Genomic DNA, 20,971 nt, shown 5'->3' with positions numbered 1-20,971 from the left:
ACTAATAGACAGAAATAGAGGAGAAACTATGCTTACAGTATCAGACGTGTCGCTTCGCTTTAGCGACCGCAAATTATTTGACGATGTCAATATCAAATTTACAGCAGGAAATACCTACGGTTTGATTGGTGCAAACGGGGCCGGTAAATCTACATTTTTGAAAATTCTTGCTGGTGACATCGAGCCATCAACAGGTCATATTTCACTTGGACCAGACGAACGCCTTTCTGTGCTACGTCAGAACCATTTCGACTATGAAGATGAGCGCGTGATTGACGTTGTTATCATGGGGAATGAGCAACTTTACAGCATCATGAAAGAAAAAGATGCTATTTACATGAAGGAAGATTTTTCTGATGAAGATGGTGTTCGTGCTGCTGAATTAGAAGGTGAGTTTGCTGAACTTGGTGGCTGGGAAGCTGAAAGTGAAGCTTCTCAATTGCTCCAAAACCTCAACATTTCAGAAGACCTCCACTACCAAAACATGAGCGAATTGACCAACGGTGAGAAGGTTAAGGTCCTCTTGGCTAAGGCACTTTTTGGTAAACCAGATGTTCTTCTTTTGGACGAGCCAACCAACGGTCTGGACATCCAATCCATCAACTGGCTCGAAGATTTCTTGATTGACTTTGAAAATACGGTCATCGTCGTGTCACACGACCGCCACTTCTTAAACAAAGTATGTACCCATATGGCCGACCTTGACTTCGGTAAAATCAAGATTTTCGTTGGTAACTATGACTTCTGGAAACAATCCAGTGAACTAGCAGCTAAACTACAAGCTGACCGTAATGCAAAAGCTGAAGAAAAAATCAAGGAATTACAAGAATTCGTTGCCCGTTTCTCTGCTAATGCTTCTAAGTCTAAGCAAGCTACTTCACGTAAGAAAATGTTGGACAAAATCGAGTTGGAAGAAATCATTCCTTCTAGCCGTAAGTATCCATTTATCAACTTCAAATCAGAACGTGAAATCGGTAATGACCTTTTGACCGTTGAGAACTTAAAAGTTGTCATCGATGGTGAAACGATTCTTGACAATATCAGCTTTATCCTGCGTCCAGGTGACAAGACTGCTCTTATTGGTCAAAACGACATCCAAACAACAGCATTGATTCGTGCACTTATGGGAGATATCGAATACGAAGGAACTGTCAAGTGGGGTGTCACTACTAGTCAATCCTATTTACCAAAAGACAATACACGAGACTTTGATACCAATGAATCTATCCTTGATTGGCTTCGTAATTTTGCTAGCAAGGAAGAAGATGACAATACCTTCTTACGTGGTTTCTTAGGGCGTATGCTCTTCTCAGGAGATGAGGTTAACAAACCTGTAAATGTCTTGTCAGGGGGAGAAAAAGTGCGCGTGATGTTGTCAAAACTCATGCTCCTCAAGTCAAATGTCTTGGTCTTAGATGATCCAACCAACCACTTGGACTTGGAGTCAATTTCCAGTCTGAACGATGGTTTGAAAGCTTTCAAAGAGTCCATCATCTTTGCCAGCCACGACCACGAATTTATTCAAACTTTAGCAAACCATATCATCGTCATTTCTAAAAACGGTGTTATCGACCGAATCGATGAAACTTACGATGAATTTTTGGAAAATGCTGAAGTACAAGCTAAAGTACAAGAACTTTGGAAAGCATAATAAAAAGGCGATTCATTCGCCTTTTCTTTTAAATCTATGAAAAAAATATTTACAAAAACATCCATTTATTATCTCTTATCCTTCCTTATTCCGCTGATCATTATTTCTATCGTCTTAGCATTTCAAGGAATCTGGTGGGGAAGTGATACAACAATATTGGCCAGTGATGGCTTCCACCAGTATGTTATTTTTAATCAAACATTACGAAATACTTTACACGGAGACGGCTCTCTCTTTTACACATTTTCAAGTGGTTTAGGACTCAATTTTTATGCTCTATCCTCCTATTACCTAGATTCATTCCTATCTCCAATTGTCTTTTTCTTTGATTTACAATCCATGCCTGACGCTATTTACCTTGTCACTATTGTCAAATTTGGATTGACTGGGTTGTCAACTTATTTCAGTCTAAAGGGTATCCATAAAAATTTGAAAGAAGAATGGGCACTATTACTCGCTACTAGTTTTTCTCTGATGAGTTTTAGTACAAGTCAATTAGAAATAAACAACTGGCTAGACGTTTTTATACTCCTCCCACTAATTCTTCTTGGATTGCATCGATTATTAAAAAAACAGGGTCCGATTCTCTACTACATAACATTAACATGCTTGTTTATCCAAAACTATTACTTCGGGTATATGGTGGCTATTTTTCTAACATTATGGACATTGGTTCAATTATCATGGATAGATAGTCAGAGAATCAAAAGATTTATCAACTTTACAATAGTGTCAATTTTATCTGCTCTAAGCAGCATGTTTATGTTGTTACCAACCTACTTGGATTTAAAAACTCACGGTGAGACATTTACAAAAATTGTCAACCTAAAAACCGAAGACTCTTGGTATCTGGACTTCTTTGTAAAAAACTTAGTTGGTAGCTTTGATACAACAAAATTTGGTTCTATTCCCATGATCTCTGTTGGTCTCGTTCCATTAATACTCGCTTTATTATTCTTTACATTAAAAGAAATAAAACCAACTGTCAAACTCTCCTATGCTCTATTCTTTACATTCATTATTTCAAGTTTCTACCTACAACCACTCAATCTTTTTTGGCAAGGTATGCATACGCCAAACATGTTCCTCTATCGTTATGCATGGGCTCTATCAATAACCATTATCTATTTAGCAGCAGAGACATTGGTACGACTACGTCAAGTAAGTATTAAAAATTTTACTCTGATTGTTTCATTTTTACTCATTTGTTTTACTTCTACCTTTATTTTTAGAGATCATTATGAGTTTCTAACGGATGTAAATTTCCTACTCACACTAGAATTTCTAATAGCCTACTTCATTCTTTTTGTAGCAATGATTCGCTATAAATCATCCTTAAAATGGATTAATATTGTTTTATTGTTCTTCACTTTCTTAGAACTTGGATTACATAGTCATTATCAGGTTCAGGGGATTTCTGATGAATGGCATTTTCCTAGCCGATCAAACTATGAAGAAAAATTGACAGATATTGACAGTATTGTAAAGTCTACAAAGACTAAAACTGATTCATTTTATCGTATAGAACGTCTATTACCACAAACTGGCAATGATAGCATGAAATTCAATTACAATGGTATTTCTCAATTCTCCTCCATTCGAAATCGTGCTTCCAGCTCAGTACTAGATAAGCTCGGTTTCCGTTCAGACGGTACCAATTTGAATCTTCGTTATCAGAATAATACAATTATTGCTGATAGCCTATTCGGAGTCAAATATAATTTAGCTACTACGGACCCAAATAAGTTTGGTTTCACACTGAATCAGAGTCAGTCTACTATTAATCTTTACGAAAATAGTTTTAATCTAGGGTTAGCCCTATTGACTGAAGGGATTTACAAAGATGTCAATTTTACAAATCTGACTCTCGATAATCAAACAAATTTTCTTAATCAACTAACAGGGCTATCTCAAAAATACTACCACACTTTATCAGATGTTGTTTCACGAAATACAGTTGAATTGAGCAATCGAATGACTGTCAACAAAGTTGACAATGAGGATGCTGCAAAGGTAACTTTCTTAGTAAATATACCTGCAAATAGCCAAGTATACTTAAATTTGCCAAATTTAACATTCTCAAATGAGAATCAAAAAAAGGTTGTCATTACTGTCAACAATCAGTCAAGTGAGTTTACACTAGATAATGCTTTCTCTTTCTTCAATGTGGGGAGCTTTACTACAGATGTACAAGTTCAAGTCGATGTATATTTTCCTGAAAATAATCAAGTTTCTTTTGATAAACCACAATTTTATCGATTGGACTTATTAGCTTTCCAACAGGCTATTTCCATTCTCCAAGAAAAACAAGTAATAACAAAAACTGATGGTAATAAAGTAACCGTTGATTTTGTAACCGATAAAGAAGCCTCACTCCTCCTTACTTTACCATATGATAAAGGATGGAATGCAACCATTGATGGTAAACCTATTAAAATCCAAAAAGCGCAAGAGGGTTTTATGAAAGTGGATGTAAGTCCAGGTCAAACTAAACTAGTTTTAACCTTTATACCAAATGGTTTCTATCTAGGTTTACTGATTTCTTTTGGTGCAGTTTTTGTATTTTTCTCCTATCAATTCATTGGATACTATTATTCTAAGAACCGAGAATCCTAAACTTTCTCGGTTTTTTCTTGTAAAAAACAAAAAACCTTGATTTCTCAAGGTTTCCTAGTGTTTATTTACTCCGCCAACAGATAAGTATACGTTAAAATAAGTTAAAATAGATAACAAAAATAGCGATAATCAAGGGTTTGTTACTTATCTATGGAGTAATAAAAAGCAGTAATTTGACCAAATTTTGACCAAATGAATTTTTCTAAAATATTTACGTTTTTTCTGAATTATACAGAATTTTTATAAAAATACACTCTGACCAAGTTTTGACAAAGAAACGTTTCGGAGTAACTAAAAATTTTCTAAATCTATTAACATTCCTAAAAATTGTTGGAATAGCGTAGTCTTTCCGAAATTTTTTGGAATCCAAAAAATCTTCCTACTGCTAAGTAAGAAGATTTTTTCATTTTAGCTAACTATCCTTGTTTGCGTCTTCTTGCACTTGCAAGACCAAGACTAGACAATGCTGTCACACCTGCGAGTGCCAACAGACTTGTTTGCGCCCCTGTGTTTGGCAAGGTCTTAGCACGTTCGACACGTGAGTAGGTCACTTTTTCTCCAGTAGCTGTTTGTGTCACGGCTACACCCGCTGGTGCTTCCGTCACCACAACCTTACCATCAACAACTTTCACATCTTGACCTTTTGCAACGGCATCTTTAATCACGTTAACATCAACAGCTGGCTTGTCCATTGCAGTTGGTGCATCTTTTGGTACTGCGACAACTGTTCCGTCTGGAAGAGTAGCAATGATGTTATCTTTTGCTTTGTCTTCAAGTTCTTTAACTGTTGCGTATTCTGCTTGAAGTTCTGCCAATTTAGCTTTTTCTTCGTTGAGTTTAGCAGTAACAGTTTCAAGTTTAGTTTGTGCAGTTTCAGCTTTAGTTTGTGCTTCAGTAAGAGTAGCTTGTTTTGCTGTGAGAGTTGCTTGTGCGTCAGCAAGAATTGCAGGAGCATTCAAGTAACCGTTCAATTCTTCAGCAAGTGCTTTTGCTTCTTCAACCAAGCGGTCTTTTTCTGCAAGGAGTGCGTCACGCTCTTTGTTCAAGCTATCAAGTGTTGCTTGTTGGCTTGCAAGGTTAGCTTGAGCTGTTTTAAGAACTTCAGCTTTTGCAGTGGCAGTAGCTTGTGCTGCAACAAGTTCAGCTTTAGCAGTATCAAGAGCTGCTTTCTTTTCAGCAAGATTTGCTGAGAAGTTGTCAACAGCTTTTTGAGCGTCAGCTTTGCGAGCTTCAGCATTTTGAAGAGCAATGGTTGCAAGACGTAGGTTATTTTCTGCTACCTGTGTTTGAAGCGGTGTGGCAGTAGCATCAGCAAGGACTTTCTCTGCCTGTGTTTTAGCTTCAAGTGCGGTAGCGTAATCTGAGCTTGCTTGGGTCAACTTAGCTTTTGCTTCATCAGATGCAGTTTGTGCTGCTGTAAGAGCTGCCTGAGCTTGAGTGAGTGCTGCTTGAAGTGTTGCTGGGTCATTTGGGTTGGTGATTGGGGTGCCAGAATCTTTTGAGTACCAATCAAACATATTGATAATATGAAGTTGACCACCAAATGTACCGATACCAACACCAAGAGCTTTTGCATTTGGACTTAGAATGTTTGCAGAGTGACCCCAATTTGATGGTGCATCAGCGAATGCGGCAACTGTCACAAAGTTGTATGCATATTCTTTTAAATCATACATAGTACGAACTGATGGAATAACGCTGGTAGCATTCTCTGCATGAGTATCGTTACTAATGTGACCGTAACCTGTAATTGGTTTATCACGTTTGATATAATTTGCAATTTGGATTTTAGCTTCATTCATTGAATTTGTTGTTAATGGAATTTCAGCAACACCAAATTGTTTACGAATTGCGTTAATAATTTGTAGATTGTACAATGCAAAATTTTGCAATTGTTTTTCAGTCAAATTGTTAACATCAATGATTTCATTTTTATCAGCTTCACCAATCTTAGTTGAAGATTGCTCAATAGCAGTAGCACCAGAATCAGTCATAAAGTCTGAGTCACCTTCAGCTTTATCAGCTTTGAATTGAGTCAAGTCTGCGATTGTAACAGTATCCACATTTGCAAGAGCGTCTGTTGCTGATTTGACAGCATCAGTAGCCTTAGTTACTGCTTCAGTTGTTGTTTTAACAGTATCTTGTGCAGTAGTCAATTTTGCTTTTGCTGTGTCGACAGCGTCTGTTTTGACTGCAACGTCAGTTGTTGCTGCATCAATTTTAGTTTGACGGTCAGCATCTGCCTTTTTAGCTGTATCAACGGCTGTAGTAGCAGTTGTAACATTATCTTGTGCTGTTTTGACGTCAGCTGTAGCTTGGTCAAGTGTTGCTTGAGCTTCCGCAAGACCAGTACCAGAAAGAGCATCTTGTGCTGCTTTAACATCAGCTGCTTTAGACGCTACTGCGCTATCTGCTTGGTCTTTTTCTGCTTGGGCAGTATCAACAGCGGTTTTGGCATCTGCAACAACTTGTGTCTGTGATGCGATTTCAGCATTGACTTCATCCGTTTCAGCAGCGTTTGCTGTTTGGTCAGCAAGGTTAGCTGTTTGGTCAGATTGGTTAGCTGCAATGTTTTCTGGTGTTGCTTTAGCAGCGTTTGCTTCTGCGTCAGCTACAGCTTGGGTTGCAGTATCAACAGCAGATTGAGCGTTAGATACTTCTTGATTAGCTGAGTCTACTTCAGCTTGAGCTTGACCCGCTTCTGTTGCAGTAGCATCAACAACAGTTTGTTGTGCGTCAACTTCTGATTTAACATCAGCAGCAGTTTTAGGTGCTTCAACAGTATTAGTTTCTGTTGCTGGTGTTTCAGTTGCAACTGGTGTTTCAACAGTTGATGCCATTAATGATGCTTCAGCTTCTTCATAAGAAGAATAAGTTTCATTTGGTACAGATTTTACAATTTCGCCTGTAGCATTATTGACAGTTTGCCATTCACCAGTAACACGGTTTAATTGAATTCCATATTGTGTATTTGCTGATACGTTAGACGCACCAACGGTTGCAAGGGTGATAGCAGCACCTGTTGCTAGAGTTTTAAGTGTTTTTTTGTTCATAGTTTTCTCCTATTATTACAAACAACCTTTTGAAGTTGCTTTTACATAGATTTTAACACATATAAACAACTTTGTAAAGTTGCTTGCAACTTTTTAAGAAGTTAATATTTGTCGTCAAAAGCTGTAATATTGGTATCGTGAGGTATATCATGAAACAATCATTACGAACATTTATTGGCAAACGAATTCGCCTTTTAAGGTTGCAAAAAGGGTTAACCCAAGAACAAGTTGAAGCAATGGCAGACTTAGGTACAAACTACGTCTATAAATTGGAACACCTAGAAACAAATATAAAAATCAATACATTAGAAAAAGTAATGGAAGCTCTTGATTGTGATATAGCATCATTTTTTGACATAACCCCTAAAGATGATAATCCTCATATTGCAGATTTTATTGCTAATCTTAAAAGTATTCCTGAAGGTCAACAAGAAGAAGTTCTCTCTGCTTTTAATACTATCATAAACCAGCTAAAACTAAAGTAACCGCTAAGATGCAAAATCCTAGCGGTTTTCTTTTATTTTAAGTAACCATTATTACTTAATAACCTGTCTTCTGCTTCTACAACTTCTTGAGGACGAGGTAAACCAAAGTTACCTACCGACCGATTGTAGCTCTCTACTTTTTCAACATCACTATAAAATGTTTCCATATCAAATTCATGACCTAATGCTGCAAACAAGTTTTTTAACATGGTAGGCACAAGGTCTTTTTCTATACGCTTTTGAACTAGATACCAATCTGCCACTGCATCAGTTGTCATTGGGGCAGCATTATCATATAAACCCTTTTCTAATTCTGCCCTTGCTTTTTCACGTTTTTCTTTCCTTTTTTTAAGTGATTGCCTCTTAATACTATTACTGTTGTAATCATTTATCAGTTTGTTAATAGTTTCCTCATCATAGAATTTTGGATTTGTTCCCAAATCAGAATTATATTCAAATCCCTGCAAAATAGCACGACTTCTCTCAGAAGAAAGATATAATTTTTTGGCTAAATGAGCACTTGTATAATATCTTTTTCCTTTATAATCTTCATAATCTCTAGATACTCGTCCCATGTTTCCCTCCTTTATTATTCAAACGGCTAAATCTCAAAGTCAACCGATTATTTTCAAACAGTATTGTACCAACCACATATCCGTTTGTCAAGCAATCGGCAATCATAACAAACGGCTATTTCAGTTGCATAACCGTTTTTTCTCTTGTGCAATCGATTATTCTCTGCTATTATAGAGCCATAACAAAACAGCGCTAATTTGTTATTTGTCGTCAAATAACAGACTCAGTTTGTTATCGCTCAGGCAGAAATGCTTCAAATATTGTTAATTAAAAGGAGAGACCTATTATGGCATTTTATAAAAAAACAAATGGCTACAGTGCTAGCCTTGCAAAAGAACTTCTTGATAATGAAGTACTGAAACTAGCTGGAAAGCTTGTTGAGAATCAACATGAGTTTATCAAGACAGGTGAAGTTATCAACGGTAAAGAAAAAATGAAGCGTACCGACAATGTACAAGCATATCATATTTATGTTGCCACCGATACTCAAAACCCTTTTAAAGTAAAGTTTGCTTTAGGGAATAAACCTGATTTAAGTGAGTTCGAGATTGGTGATACGGTAACATTTGAAGGTCTAGAAGCCTTCGAAAATAATTACGGTCAAGTCTATTTCCGTGCAACTGGCATCAAGAAAGGTAAGTAACTATGGCATTTTTGGTTAACAAAAGCCAGATTCAGAAAGCATCAGGAACAACTGTTCCTGATGCAACTGAATTCGGTAAAGATAAATATACACTAGCACAGTTTATTTTACGCAACTTGAATAATGCTCTTGATATTAATGATGAATCTTCTTATCTTAATTCCTTCGACATTAAAGTTTTGAGTAACGATAGCGGAATGTTGTTCATTCCAAATCTCCCTGTATCATATCCAATAAGTGCGCAACTTTATTTTAATCTGTATGCAATTTGTGCAGGTATTCTGTATCCTTATAAGACATTATTACCTCAGAATAACGCCTATTTTGTTCCCTACGATACTGATAATCCAAATCAAGCACGAGCATTCTTTTTTCCATGGCTAGACGGTGTTCCTAGTCGTTTACAAATCAAAGACATTAACCGTTTCATCAATGAACGTGTTTCTGATAATTGTATTCCCTTGATGGCAAACGGTGTCAACGGAATTAACCTAAATATGAATACCGTGGTACATCTAGCTATTTCGGGGGCGTCAGGTTCAGGTAAATCTCACTTTGTTCGCTACCTTATCCTATGCTTGAAAAAGTTTACAAACCAAATCATCTGTATAGACCCAAAACTATCTGATATTTATCTTTTAGGGAAGGAATTAGGATTAGAGGTCTTTGCGCCGACACAGGGAGCTAATCTTAATAGTTTTATTACAGAAATCAATGAGGTATTAGGGCGTGTCATTAGCAAACTTTTTGAACGACAAGAAATCCTATTAAAACACCCTGACAAGAAATTTGAACGAATTTATGTGGTCATTGATGAACTGCTAGCACTGGTACAGGGAAGCTCAAAACAGGCTCGTGAAGCCTTTTCACAACTCCTAGGTACAATAGCACTGCTAGGTCGTCAAACACAAATCAGCCTTGTTTTGCTAAGCCAAAGGTTTGATGCAAATGCTTTCGGTGGTAACACAGCTGTTCGTGAACAGCTAAATTGCGTTTGTATATTAGGAGAAGTCAACGCAAATACCTGTCAATTTCTATTACCGAATACTGATGTTTCAAATATTGTTGTTCCTGCTGGTATCGGTACAGGTATTATCAAATTTACTGACAGCAAGCATCAGACCCACATTATGCCATTGTTAACACCGACTTATAATATTCGAAAGGACAGGGTTTCATGAAACATTATTTTAACAAATATAATCTTATCAATTTTTCAATCATCACGCTACTAGCAACTACACTTATCGAACGAATTGCTTGGTACTTGATTGTTCAAATGCATCTTACATCATTTTTTGCAGCTGTACTTTTCATTTTAACTCTTCGCTTGATTATGATAGCTGCAGTTGCTTTACTTTTCTTTACTGTCATTATTGAGTTGGGAAATCGTAATGCAGAGTTTGATTATTTCAGTAATAGCATCAAATCCTACATTGCAACTTGGAAAATTAGGCGATACTGTACCCAAATCAATGTTGAGCCATCACTTGAAGAGTCTGTGCATCAAATCCATACGAAGCAAATTATCACTAAGAAAGCTAATCATTCATTGCTGACTTTAACCGTGACCTATTACACTGACAGAGCAATTGCTATATGGCTACTACCACCCAATAATGAAAGCCAAAAACAGATAGAAGAATTATTACCAAGAACAAAGAACGAATTGAACCTACTTGATGATAATTATATGTTTACCGACTTTATACGATTGCCAAATAGTCGTATCGTCATCTCAGAAGCGACTAGGCGCAAATAACGGTGCGGTGGCTGCTGCTGAAGGCAAGCAAGTCACCAGCACCAAAACTTAAAACAATCCATGTCTAAGGTGTGATGTAAGGCTAGTGTTACCCTTACATCACCTAAAAGACAAGACAAAAAAATCAAATGGAGAATTAATAAATGACTAAAGAACTTGATTCACAATTTAAAGCAAGCTCATTCTGTTGTACATTGAATAATATTGACAAATTATTTGATTTGAATGATACAAGCTTTGACGACCCAAAGTATTCGGACAAAACTCGCAAATTAGTCAAAGAATTTCGTGCCAATCTTGACCCAAATAAATCATATTCAGAAGAAGACATGGTCAATTATCTTATATATTTATGGATAAACACTAAAGAAGACAAACGGTCAGCCGCAGCAAACTATGAAATCGGAGCCAATGGGGTGCACCACGCACATCTGATTTTAGAAGCCAAAAATCAAACACGCTTTTCAGCTATCCAAAAACTTTATCCTGCTATTCATGTGGAATTAACTCGGGGCAGTCGTGAACAAGTCATTGCATATTTAAACAAAAGTGGAAAACATGAAGAAAAGTCACACACAACTGTTGTTCCAATGATTAACCACGGCATCATCGAAGCCAATCAGCAAGGCAAACGTACTGACTTAGAAACTATTCAAGAGCTTCTTGAAACTGGTCTGACGCCTGAACAGATTATGCGTCAGAACCTTTCCTACCGAAAATTTTCAAAAATGATTAAGGAACACTATTATCAAATGCAAGTTGAAAATGCTCCATTGGTCAAAAATATGACTATCTATTGGCACTTAGGAGGCTCAGGAACAGGGAAGAGCTTTATGCAAGTTCAACTGAAAAAAGAATTTGGGACAGATAGCGTCTATGTTCTATCAGACTACGGGACTGGTGGCTTAGATAACTACACAGGCGAACCTATTCTATTTATGGACGAATTTAAAGGCGATATTGATTATCAAACATTTTTGAAACTGCTTGACGTATATCCAAACCAAGTTCATGCACGTTATAGTAATATCTATGCTCTTTGGGATACTGTTCATATCTCTAGCATCTTCACGCCTTATCAAATTTACACAATGTTGGTACCTGATGAAAAACGTAAACACGACCCGATTCAACAACTGTACCGTCGCATTCATTACATTGTATACCACAGCAAAACTATTGATAATGAATACAAAAGTCTGACAATGACAATGAATGATTATCTAACACTGGTTAAAAATAAGTTAGATTTCGATAATTTAATTCAGAACTATATAACTGAAGACGATGCATCATCAGATTATACTTATACTCCTAATCAAAAAACTACCGCTGACAAGACCTCAACCGACCAAAGCGAGACTGACAGCGATAGCTAAACATATAGATGAGAAGATAAAACTTCTCTCACATACTATTATAACAAATTTAACTATTAGAGGAATACTACTATGAAACAAGAACAAAAACAAGAATTTATTAACCGTGCAATACAAAATGTCAGTTTAATTTCTGAATTAGTACTAGAGACACATGAAGCCGCATTTTATAATATGAATTATTTTTTACGTAGTTTACATATCTTAAAAAATCTTTCTAAAGAAAAATTACAACAATTCCATGAAGCAGAATATTTCCTATCAAATCTGAACTATATTATTGTTCCATTATTTATGAATTATAAATCTTGCTATGAAACTTTACATCTACTCTATTTTATGGATTCAAATTTAACTTTAGAATCACAACATATGGCTCTCGCTCAAACTGAGCAACTTCTCAATGAACTTTTAGAAATGACAATCTTTCATGCAAAAGCTGCTATCCCTCAAAGATATAAAGAAGCGATATACTTTGAATCCCTTACAACAATTGAATTTCCTTTTAAGGAAAAGGAGTAGTTTATGATAGATACAATACAAATACAATTAGACAATATTACTGTGAAGCTTCCTTCTACGCATTTAATCGTAAGCGTGGAAGAATATCAAACCCTCAAAAAACAAAGCTCTCAAGGTCAATACATGACCTTAAATGAGGTCCTAGAACTACTTTCAGTCTCTAGACCTTGGTTTTTAGAAAACGTCCTATACAAGCCAACTATTCGCAAACAAATTGATATTGACCAAAATAAAGACGGATTCGTGAAGTACCCTCTGAATCAAGGCGGACGTTATTACTTTCTGGCTAGTAAAACACGTGATTTTTTTGAACGAAATTTTCTAGAAATTTTCAAATAATTATGCTATGATAACCAAGACAACCCTTGGTTATCTGCTTTTTATGAAAGTGAGGTAACGACATGGCATCTTATAGACAAAGAGGTAAGAAAAAATTATGGGATTATAGAATATTTGATGATAAAGGAAAAGTCATAGCTTCTAATTCTGGTTTTAGAACTAAAAAAGAAGCTGAAATGGAAGCACTTGAAATAGAACTTCGACTGTTAAAAGGCTCTCAGATTGATAGACAAATTAGTTTACATGAACTTTGGAAAAAATGGTATGAACTACATATCGTGCCTTTAAATAAAAAACAGGCGACACTCAACAAACACATAAAACGTGGTAAACTAATTGAAGAGTTTTTCGGAAATATGCCTTTAGTAAATATAAAGGCTAGTCGCTATCAACTCTTTATCAATCAATTTGCCAAAACTAATGGTCGTGATAATGTTGCACGTTTAAATTCTGAAGTTAGGAAAGTTCTAGAATTTGCTAAGCAAGACCGACTTGATTTTCATGACTTTACAATAGGTGTAAAGATTACTGGCTTAGAACCAGCAAAATCAAAAGAAGATAAGTATATTCATAGTAAAGCAGATTATAAAAAGTTAGTTAATTATCTTTACAACAATGTAAACTATACTGACAACTTAGTTTACTATCTTCTTTACATACAGTTAAAGACTGGTATGAGATTTGGAGAGGTATTAGGCTTAACTTGGGATTGCATACTTTGGAAAAACAAAGAGATTATTACTTATCGACGATACGATTCAGCGAAAAATGAGTTTACAGACCCTAAAACAAAAACATCTGTGCGAAATATTCCAATTGATGATACTGTAATAGAAGTACTTGACAAACTACTTAAGGAACAAGATTCTATTGATTTTGAGAATCCAGATAATCTTTTATTTGTTGACCCTATTTATGGTGTACCGTCAAATAAAACAGTCAACACTTGTCTTAGCGAACTACTTTATCAACTAAATATAACTCCAAAAGTTCTAACTGCTACTGGTATACGTCACACCTACATCAGTATCTTACTTGCGGAAGGAATCGATATTTGGACACTTTCAAAAATCGTAGGTCATAAGGACACAAAGCAGATTATAGAAACTTACTCTCATCTTATTAAGGAAAAAGAGGAGGAAGAAACTGAAAAAATTAGGAAAATCATGTCAGCAACCATTTGACCGTTTTTTGACCAAATTTTTCTATTGTATGATTATTCATGCCATTTTTTCACTATTTTTTCATTCTTATCCAATATATAGTAGAAGTTGAAATATTTGTAAGTTCATTGACCAACTTTTGACCAAAACAAGAAAAAACCTTGATTTCTCAAGGTTTCCTCTGCTTTATCTACTCCGCCAACAGGGCTCGAACCTGTGACATCATGATTAACAGTCATGCGCTCTACCAACTGAGCTATGGCGGAAGAAATAGTCCGTACGGGATTCGAACCCGTGTTACCGCCGTGAAAAGGCGGTGTCTTAACCCCTTGACCAACGGACCATTTTTAGAACAATAACTAGTATAATACATGTGACTTTGTTTGTCAATACATTTTTTGATTTTTTATTGTATTGACAGAGTGCTTTGTTTAATGTAAAATAAAATGGTTAAGGTTCCATAGCTCAGCTGGATAGAGCATTCGCCTTCTAAGCGAACGGTCGCAGGTTCGAATCCTGCTGGAATCATTTAGACCTACCTCGAGTAGGTCTTTTTTCTTGCCATAATTCATAATTAATATATAAAACTGGCAAAATCAGACCAATAAGGGCATATTCTTTAAATTTGAAGGATAGGTGAGTAGATATGATGACACCTAGCATAAAACCTATAATGGTCAATAAGATGTTTCTACCTGTTTTTCTAAGTTCTGAATCTTTTTCAATAACTCCTTTAAACCAGAGATAAGCAGCATTTTTGACGTTCCCTGTCATCATCACATTGGCATACGGAGTACCTCGTAACCTTCTAAATGTTTCTACTTGAATAGAGGCTACGAAGGCTAGACTAGCAATTGTAAAAGACGCAGGCATAATAGGTGAGAGAATGATAGTTAGTAAAATAAGAACTAACATCATTACACTACTACCAAAGTGCCAAGACCATGTTTGTTTTTCAAAATACCTTCTTGCTAAGTAGGTAAAAAATTGTCCGAATACAAAAAATAAAATGGGAATGGAAAAATTAACTACCTGCGCAAAATCACCTTTAGCTAAAAAATAAGCTAGGGAAATAACATTTCCAGATTGTACTCCAGCAAAGCGACCACCCTGAGTCACAAAAGTAAAGGCATTTAAATAACCACTGATAAACGTTAATGAACAAGCAATTCTCAATCCCTCAAAAACACGATACTCTTTTTGATTCATTTTCACTCCTTGTTTCACGTGAAACTACTTATGATATGGGCTTCCCTGCTGAATCATAAATGCACGATAAATCTGCTCGATGAGAACTAATTTCATTAGTTGATGGGGGAGCGTCAACTGTCCAAAACTCATCAACAAATTAGCTCTTTTTTTAATACAAGAATCGAGACCCAAACTACCACCGATGATAAAAGTTATATCTGAATACCCATTTACTGCAATGTCAGATATCTTTTGACTAAATTCTTCCGATGGAAATTGTTTGCCTTCTATCGCTAAGGCAATGACAAAATCTCGCTCTCCAATTTTAGACATAATTCTATCGGCTTCTTTTTTTAATATTTGTTCATTCTCTGCCTGACTGGCTTTATCTGGTGTTTTTTCATCAGGAAGCTCAATCATATCCAACTTAGCAAATCGTCCCAATCGTTTACTATATTCTGCAATACCTTCTTTGAGGTACTTTTCTTTCAATTTTCCAACGGTAATCAATTTTATTTTCATAAAATAATTGTAACATATCCACAAGCGTACGACAGAAAATATTTTTAGAAAATCAGGATATGGCTAGAGTTTTTTCACATAATTCACAGAGTTATCCACAGGTTGTGGATTGATTTTTGAAAACTTTAAGCTATAATTAAGAAAGCAAGAGTAATCTTAAGGAAAATTAAAGAAATGGAAAGGATTCCTTATATGAAAAAATATTTGAAATTTACGATTTTATTTGTAATTGGATTTTTGGGTGGTCTTGTCGGGGCCTTATCAGCCTCTTTCTTCCAGCCACAGGTTCAACAAGCAAATTCTGCCATCACTAGTGTCAGCAATGTTCAATACAATAATGAAACTTCCACCACAAAAGCTGTAGAGAAAGTACAAAATGCTGTTGTGTCTGTTATTAATTACCAAAAATCAGCCAACAATAGTCTTGGTGCTATCTTTGGAAATATTGAATCATCTGACGAACTAGCCGTTGCTGGGGAGGGATCTGGTGTTATCTACAAAAAAGATGATCAATATGCCTATATTGTAACAAATACGCATGTCATTAATAACGCAGAAAAGATTGATATTCTTTTAGCATCTGGAGAAAAAATCAGCGGTGAACTCGTTGGTTCCGATACCTATTCTGATATAGCTGTTATAAAAATATCAGCAGATAAAGTCACTGCTGTTGCTGAATTTGCTGATTCCGATACAATTAAAGTTGGAGAAACTGCTATCGCAATTGGTAGTCCTCTAGGTAGCGTCTACGCTAATACAGTTACTCAAGGTATTATTTCTAGCCTAAGTCGGACAGTTACTTCACAATCAGAAGATGGTCAAACAATCTCAACCAACGCTATTCAAACCGATACAGCTATCAACCCTGGAAACTCTGGAGGACCATTGATTAATATCCAAGGACAAGTTATTGGTATCACCTCTAGCAAAATCACCTCAAGTTCTGTAAGTAGCTCAGGTGTGGCTGTGGAAGGGATGGGATTTGCTATTCCTGCAAATGATGCCGTAGCCATTATCAATCAACTTGAGAAAGCTGGAAAAGTTAGCAGACCTGCTCTTGGAGTTCATATGGTTAACTTGACGACCTTGTCAACTAGTCAATTGGAAAAAGCTGGATTATCAAATACGGAATTAACATCTGGTGTCGTAATTGTCTCTACACAAAGTGGACTACCTGCAGATGGAAAATTAGAAACTTTTGATGTCATTACTGAGATTGACGGAGAAACTATTCAAAATACGAGTGATCTCCAAAGCGCTCTCTACAAACATCAAATTGGAGACACAATCACTGTAACTTATTACCGCAATAATCAGAAACAAACTGTTGACATTAAGTTGACACATTCTACAGAAGAGCTTAGCGAATAATTGACAAATGAGACTTTACACAATTGTAAAGTCTCGTTTTTTTTGCTAGAATAAGGATATATGGAAGAATTACGTACACTAAATATTTCAGAAATCCATCCCAATCCCTATCAGCCAAGAATTCATTTTGATGAAAAGGAGCTACTTGAGCTCGCTCAATCCATTAGGGAAAATGGCTTAATTCAACCGATTATTGTAAGAAAATCTTCTATTATCGGATACGAATTATTAGCTGGAGAAAGAAGGTTGCGAGCCAGTCAATTAGCTGGACTGACTACAATACCAGCAGTGGTAAAAGAACTAACTGATGATGATTTACTCTATCAGGCTATCATAGAGAATCTGCAGCGTTCTAACTTAAATCCGATAGAAGAAGCAGCCTCTTATCAAAAATTGATTAGTAGAGGGTTAACGCATGATGAAGTTGCTCAAATCATGGGAAAATCAAGACCATATATCAGTAATTTATTGCGCCTACTAAATCTATCATCTCAGACTAAACAAGCTGTAGAAGAAGGAAAAATTTCACAAGGGCACGCGCGACAATTGATGTCATTTTCAGAAGAAAAGCAAGCCGAATGGGTTCAACTCATTTTATCAAAGGATTTAAGTGTGCGTACGCTTGAAAAATTAATAGCTGCAAATAAGAAAAAACACACTAAGCTTAAACAACGCGACCAATTTTTAAAAGAACAGGAAGATTCACTCAGTAAAACTCTTGGAACAGCTACAAAAATTATCAAGAAGAAAAACGGGAGCGGAGAAATTCGGATTAGCTTTAATGACCTCGATGAATTCGAAAGAATTATCAACAATTTTAAATAGACTTGTTTACAATTTATTTTTATAAACACTCTTTTCCACACTAAAATTATTACAAAAAGTCAGGACCAGAAAGGGTTCTGACTTTTATTCACATCTTGTGGAAAACTTTTCTTAACAGTGTGGATTTTTAAAATCATCTGTGGAAAACTTTTGTTTTTTATGGTACACTATTCTAACGAATATAATGTGAAAGGGGGAAAATATGAACCAAGAACAACTTTTTTGGCAACGATTTATTGAATTGGCAAAGGTAAATTTTAAGCCATCTATTTATGATTTTTATGTCGCTGATGCAAAATTACTCGGAATCAACCAGCAAGTTGCCAATATTTTCTTAAATCGTCCATTTAAAAAAGATTTCTGGGAAAAAAACTTCGAAGAGTTAATGATTGCCGCTAGTTTTGAAATCTACGGAGAGCCTCTTGCCATCCAGTATCAATTTACAGAGGATGAACAGGAGATTAAGAACACTACAAACGCAAGAAGTTCAGTGGTTCACCAGGTACAGACATCTGAGTCGGCTACTCCTCAAGAAACTTTTAAACCGGTTCATTCTGATATAAAATCCCAGTACACCTTTGCTAATTTTGTACAAGGAGATAATAATCACTGGGCAAAAGCAGCTGCACTAGCTGTTTCTGATAACTTAGGAGAGCTCTACAATCCATTATTCATTTTTGGTGGTCCTGGTCTTGGAAAAACTCATATTTTAAATGCGATTGGAAATAAGGTTCTAGCCGATAATCCCCAGGCAAGGATAAAATATGTCTCATCGGAAACATTCATCAATGAATTTTTAGAACACCTCCGTCTCAATGATATGGAAAGTTTCAAAAAAACCTATCGTAATCTGGACTTACTTCTAATTGACGACATTCAGTCTCTCCGTAATAAAGCAACAACACAGGAAGAATTTTTCCATACTTTTAATGCGCTTCATGAAAAAAATAAGCAGATTGTACTCACAAGCGACCGTAATCCCGATTACTTAGATAATTTGGAAGAAAGACTAGTAACACGTTTCAAATGGGGGTTAACCAGTGAAATCACTCCACCTGATTTTGAAACACGTATCGCAATTTTACGTAACAAGTGCGAGAACCTGCCTTACAACTTTACAAATGAGACGCTATCCTATCTAGCTGGGCAATTTGATTCGAACGTACGTGACCTTGAAGGTGCCTTAAAAGATATCCATTTGATAGCCACTATGCGGCAACTGTCTGAGATAAGTGTCGAGGTTGCTGCTGAGGCTATTCGATCAAGAAAACAAACAAATCCACAAAATATGGTTATTCCTATTGAGAAAATCCAAACCGAAGTGGGAAATTTCTACGGTGTCAGCTTAAAAGAATTAAAAGGTTCTAAGCGTGTTCAACATATCGTTCACGCGCGACAAGTTGCTATGTTTTTAGCACGTGAAATGACAGACAATTCCCTTCCAAAAATTGGGAAAGAATTTGGTAATCGAGACCATACAACCGTTATGCATGCATACAATAAAATAAAAACTCTCCTCTTGGATGATGAGAATTTAGAAATAGAGATTACCAGTATAAAAAATAAACTTCGTTAACCTGTGTATAACTTTTCAAAAAAGCTCTGTTTTTTCCACAAGTTGTGAACAAGTTAGTTTCTGCAGTTTTATTGGTCTTTCATCACTTTTCCACAGAATACACAGAGACTACTATTACTATTAACCTTATAGATAATAAATAAAGGAGAATCCATGATTCAATTTTCTATTAATAAAAATATATTTCTACAAGCACTTAGTATTACTAAACGGGCAATCAGTACAAAAAATGCTATTCCAATTCTTTCAACAGTAAAAATTACAGTAACTAGTGAAGGAATCACTTTAACTGGTTCAAATGGACAAATCTCGATTGAACATTTTATTTCTATTCAAGATGAAAATGCAGGACTTTTGATCAGTTCTCCAGGCTCCATTCTCTTAGAAGCTGGTTTCTTTATTAATGTCGTATCCAGTATGCCGGATTTGGTCCTTGACTTCAATGAAATTGAACAAAAGCAAATCGTTTTGACAAGTGGTAAGTCTGAAATCACATTAAAGGGAAAAGAAGCAGAACAGTATCCTCGTTTACAGGAAGTTCCAACTTCAAAGCCATTGGTGTTAGAAACCAAAGTATTAAAACAAACAATTAATGAAACAGCATTTGCAGCTTCTACACAAGAAAGTCGTCCTATTCTTACGGGTGTTCATTTTGTTTTAACAGAAAATAAAAATCTAAAAACTGTTGCAACAGATTCACACCGTATGAGCCAACGGAAATTGGTCCTTGATACATCTGGTGATGATTTTAATGTTGTCATTCCAAGTCGTTCTCTCCGTGAATTTACTGCAGTTTTTACAGATGATATTGAAACAGTAGAAGTCTTCTTTTCAAATAATCAAATCCTTTTTAGAAGCGAGCATATTAGCTTCTATACACGCTTATTAGAAGGTACCTACCCTGATACAGACCGCTTAATTCCAACTGAGTTTAAAACAACTGCAATTTTTGATACTGCAAATCTTCGTCACTCGATGGAGCGTGCTCGTCTTCTTTCAAATGCAACCCAAAATGGTACAGTAAAACTAGAAATTGCTAATAATGTTGTATCGGCTCATGTAAATTCTCCAGAAGTTGGACGTGTGAATGAGGAATTAGATACTGTAGAAGTATCAGGTGAAGACTTAGTAATCAGCTTTAACCCAACTTACTTGATAGAAGCATTGAAAGCCACAACTAGTGAACAAGTGAAAATTAGCTTTATCTCTTCTGTCCGTCCATTTACATTGATTCCAAATAATGAAGGGGAAGATTTTATTCAATTGGTTACACCAGTGCGTACCAACTAAATAATAT

General features: G+C 35.9%; 18 protein-coding genes and 3 tRNA genes. 15 read left to right on the top strand and 6 right to left on the bottom strand.

Annotation, left to right across the window (positions count from 1 at the left end; genetic code table 11):
- Nucleotides 1-28: 28 nt before the first annotated feature.
- Both F9856_RS07555 and F9856_RS07550 read left to right on the top strand, forming a co-directional pair.
- Complete coding sequence (locus F9856_RS07555; protein WP_024376051.1) at nt 29-1,651, top strand: ABC-F family ATP-binding cassette domain-containing protein; 1,623 nt, start codon at nt 29-31, stop codon at nt 1,649-1,651.
- A gap of 36 nt (nt 1,652-1,687) precedes the next feature.
- Complete coding sequence (locus F9856_RS07550) at nt 1,688-4,267, top strand: YfhO family protein (RefSeq protein ID WP_202106233.1); 2,580 nt, start codon at nt 1,688-1,690, stop codon at nt 4,265-4,267.
- A 416-nt stretch (nt 4,268-4,683) separates the two neighbouring features.
- Here the strand turns inward: F9856_RS07550 and F9856_RS07545 are convergent, their stop codons facing one another.
- On the bottom strand, nt 4,684-7,320 hold the full coding sequence (locus tag F9856_RS07545; RefSeq protein WP_202106246.1) for an SEC10/PgrA surface exclusion domain-containing protein: 2,637 nt from the start codon (nt 7,318-7,320) through the stop codon (nt 4,684-4,686).
- Nucleotides 7,321-7,469: 149 nt separating this feature from the next.
- Here F9856_RS07545 and F9856_RS07540 point away from each other — a divergent pair, with 149 nt between their 5' ends.
- The gene (locus tag F9856_RS07540; RefSeq protein WP_029176100.1) at nt 7,470-7,805 is read left to right on the top strand and encodes a helix-turn-helix domain-containing protein; all 336 of its coding nucleotides are present in this window, start codon (nt 7,470-7,472) and stop codon (nt 7,803-7,805) included.
- 32 nt (nt 7,806-7,837) lie between these two features.
- Here the strand turns inward: F9856_RS07540 and F9856_RS07535 are convergent, their stop codons facing one another.
- Complete coding sequence (locus tag F9856_RS07535; RefSeq protein WP_202106232.1) at nt 7,838-8,380, bottom strand: hypothetical protein; 543 nt, start codon at nt 8,378-8,380, stop codon at nt 7,838-7,840.
- A 287-nt stretch (nt 8,381-8,667) separates the two neighbouring features.
- Between F9856_RS07535 and F9856_RS07530 the strand changes: the two genes are divergently transcribed.
- From F9856_RS07530 to F9856_RS07500, 7 genes are all read left to right on the top strand, one after another.
- Entirely contained in the window at nt 8,668-9,024 is a 357-nt protein-coding gene (locus F9856_RS07530; protein ID WP_202106231.1) for a hypothetical protein, read from the top strand.
- 2 nt (nt 9,025-9,026) lie between these two features.
- Nucleotides 9,027-10,205: a cell division protein FtsK gene (locus F9856_RS07525; protein ID WP_202106230.1), complete on the top strand. Its 1,179-nt coding sequence runs from the start codon at nt 9,027-9,029 to the stop codon at nt 10,203-10,205.
- Nucleotides 10,202-10,786 (top strand): hypothetical protein, encoded by a 585-nt coding sequence (locus F9856_RS07520; RefSeq protein WP_202106229.1) that lies wholly within the window; start codon nt 10,202-10,204, stop codon nt 10,784-10,786. The genes F9856_RS07525 and F9856_RS07520 overlap by 4 nt, the downstream gene beginning before the upstream one ends.
- Nucleotides 10,787-10,929: 143 nt before the next feature.
- Nucleotides 10,930-12,165 (top strand): replication protein RepA, encoded by a 1,236-nt coding sequence (locus F9856_RS07515; protein ID WP_202106228.1) that lies wholly within the window; start codon nt 10,930-10,932, stop codon nt 12,163-12,165.
- Nucleotides 12,166-12,237: 72 nt separating this feature from the next.
- On the top strand, nt 12,238-12,687 hold the full coding sequence (locus F9856_RS07510) for a hypothetical protein (RefSeq protein WP_202106227.1): 450 nt from the start codon (nt 12,238-12,240) through the stop codon (nt 12,685-12,687).
- Nucleotides 12,688-12,690: 3 nt separating this feature from the next.
- Nucleotides 12,691-13,026: a DUF771 domain-containing protein gene (locus tag F9856_RS07505; RefSeq protein ID WP_202106226.1), complete on the top strand. Its 336-nt coding sequence runs from the start codon at nt 12,691-12,693 to the stop codon at nt 13,024-13,026.
- Between the two features lie 62 nt (nt 13,027-13,088).
- Nucleotides 13,089-14,210, top strand: a complete 1,122-nt coding sequence (locus F9856_RS07500) for a site-specific integrase (RefSeq protein ID WP_202106225.1) — start codon at nt 13,089-13,091, stop codon at nt 14,208-14,210.
- Between the two features lie 172 nt (nt 14,211-14,382).
- On the opposite strand, the gene F9856_RS07495 is transcribed toward F9856_RS07500, so the two are convergent.
- A tRNA-Asn gene (locus tag F9856_RS07495) sits at nt 14,383-14,455 on the bottom strand.
- Nucleotides 14,456-14,460: 5 nt separating this feature from the next.
- A tRNA-Glu gene (locus F9856_RS07490) sits at nt 14,461-14,532 on the bottom strand.
- Nucleotides 14,533-14,643: 111 nt separating this feature from the next.
- Here F9856_RS07490 and F9856_RS07485 point away from each other — a divergent pair.
- A tRNA-Arg gene (locus F9856_RS07485) sits at nt 14,644-14,717 on the top strand.
- Here F9856_RS07485 and F9856_RS07480 read toward each other — a convergent pair.
- Together F9856_RS07480 and rlmH are read right to left on the bottom strand one after the other, a co-directional pair.
- Nucleotides 14,715-15,398 (bottom strand): YoaK family protein, encoded by a 684-nt coding sequence (locus F9856_RS07480; protein ID WP_105128751.1) that lies wholly within the window; start codon nt 15,396-15,398, stop codon nt 14,715-14,717. The genes F9856_RS07485 and F9856_RS07480 overlap by 3 nt on opposite strands.
- Nucleotides 15,399-15,422: 24 nt before the next feature.
- Nucleotides 15,423-15,902 (bottom strand): 23S rRNA (pseudouridine(1915)-N(3))-methyltransferase RlmH, encoded by a 480-nt coding sequence (gene rlmH, locus F9856_RS07475; RefSeq protein ID WP_023371894.1) that lies wholly within the window; start codon nt 15,900-15,902, stop codon nt 15,423-15,425.
- Between the two features lie 174 nt (nt 15,903-16,076).
- Here rlmH and F9856_RS07470 point away from each other — a divergent pair, with 174 nt between their 5' ends.
- From F9856_RS07470 to dnaN, 4 genes are all read left to right on the top strand, one after another.
- Nucleotides 16,077-17,273, top strand: a complete 1,197-nt coding sequence (locus F9856_RS07470; RefSeq protein WP_202106224.1) for a S1C family serine protease — start codon at nt 16,077-16,079, stop codon at nt 17,271-17,273.
- A gap of 60 nt (nt 17,274-17,333) precedes the next feature.
- Nucleotides 17,334-18,098 carry a ParB/RepB/Spo0J family partition protein gene (locus F9856_RS07465; protein WP_202106223.1) on the top strand — a complete coding sequence of 255 codons (765 nt, stop codon included), beginning with the start codon at nt 17,334-17,336 and terminating at the stop codon, nt 18,096-18,098.
- A gap of 202 nt (nt 18,099-18,300) precedes the next feature.
- Nucleotides 18,301-19,674, top strand: coding sequence for a chromosomal replication initiator protein DnaA (dnaA, locus tag F9856_RS07460; protein WP_202106222.1), 1,374 nt, complete (start codon nt 18,301-18,303; stop codon nt 19,672-19,674).
- A gap of 153 nt (nt 19,675-19,827) precedes the next feature.
- A complete protein-coding gene (gene dnaN / locus F9856_RS07455; protein ID WP_004194538.1) occupies nt 19,828-20,964 on the top strand; it encodes a DNA polymerase III subunit beta in 1,137 nt (378 codons plus the stop codon).
- Nucleotides 20,965-20,971 lie beyond the last annotated feature (7 nt).

The sequence above is a fragment of the Streptococcus suis genome, from assembly GCF_016743335.1.
GTDB lineage: Bacteria > Bacillota > Bacilli > Lactobacillales > Streptococcaceae > Streptococcus > Streptococcus suis_Y.
Note: the sequence above shows the minus strand (reverse complement) of the source record. Positions and strands in the feature narration are given on the sequence as shown.

Excerpts from the sequence above, each read along its gene's own strand:
- F9856_RS07555 (WP_024376051.1), top strand. The coding sequence starts at position 29 with ATGCTTACAGTATCAGACGTGTCGCTTCGCTTTAGCGACCGCAAATTA.
- F9856_RS07550 (WP_202106233.1), top strand. The coding sequence starts at position 1,688 with ATGAAAAAAATATTTACAAAAACATCCATTTATTATCTCTTATCCTTC.
- F9856_RS07545 (WP_202106246.1), bottom strand. The coding sequence starts at position 7,320 with ATGAACAAAAAAACACTTAAAACTCTAGCAACAGGTGCTGCTATCACC.
- F9856_RS07540 (WP_029176100.1), top strand. The coding sequence starts at position 7,470 with ATGAAACAATCATTACGAACATTTATTGGCAAACGAATTCGCCTTTTA.
- F9856_RS07535 (WP_202106232.1), bottom strand. The coding sequence starts at position 8,380 with ATGGGACGAGTATCTAGAGATTATGAAGATTATAAAGGAAAAAGATAT.
- F9856_RS07530 (WP_202106231.1), top strand. The coding sequence starts at position 8,668 with ATGGCATTTTATAAAAAAACAAATGGCTACAGTGCTAGCCTTGCAAAA.
- F9856_RS07525 (WP_202106230.1), top strand. The coding sequence starts at position 9,027 with ATGGCATTTTTGGTTAACAAAAGCCAGATTCAGAAAGCATCAGGAACA.
- F9856_RS07520 (WP_202106229.1), top strand. The coding sequence starts at position 10,202 with ATGAAACATTATTTTAACAAATATAATCTTATCAATTTTTCAATCATC.
- F9856_RS07515 (WP_202106228.1), top strand. The coding sequence starts at position 10,930 with ATGACTAAAGAACTTGATTCACAATTTAAAGCAAGCTCATTCTGTTGT.
- F9856_RS07510 (WP_202106227.1), top strand. The coding sequence starts at position 12,238 with ATGAAACAAGAACAAAAACAAGAATTTATTAACCGTGCAATACAAAAT.
- F9856_RS07505 (WP_202106226.1), top strand. The coding sequence starts at position 12,691 with ATGATAGATACAATACAAATACAATTAGACAATATTACTGTGAAGCTT.
- F9856_RS07500 (WP_202106225.1), top strand. The coding sequence starts at position 13,089 with ATGGCATCTTATAGACAAAGAGGTAAGAAAAAATTATGGGATTATAGA.
- F9856_RS07480 (WP_105128751.1), bottom strand. The coding sequence starts at position 15,398 with ATGAATCAAAAAGAGTATCGTGTTTTTGAGGGATTGAGAATTGCTTGT.
- rlmH (WP_023371894.1), bottom strand. The coding sequence starts at position 15,902 with ATGAAAATAAAATTGATTACCGTTGGAAAATTGAAAGAAAAGTACCTC.
- F9856_RS07470 (WP_202106224.1), top strand. The coding sequence starts at position 16,077 with ATGGAAAGGATTCCTTATATGAAAAAATATTTGAAATTTACGATTTTA.
- F9856_RS07465 (WP_202106223.1), top strand. The coding sequence starts at position 17,334 with ATGGAAGAATTACGTACACTAAATATTTCAGAAATCCATCCCAATCCC.
- dnaA (WP_202106222.1), top strand. The coding sequence starts at position 18,301 with ATGAACCAAGAACAACTTTTTTGGCAACGATTTATTGAATTGGCAAAG.
- dnaN (WP_004194538.1), top strand. The coding sequence starts at position 19,828 with ATGATTCAATTTTCTATTAATAAAAATATATTTCTACAAGCACTTAGT.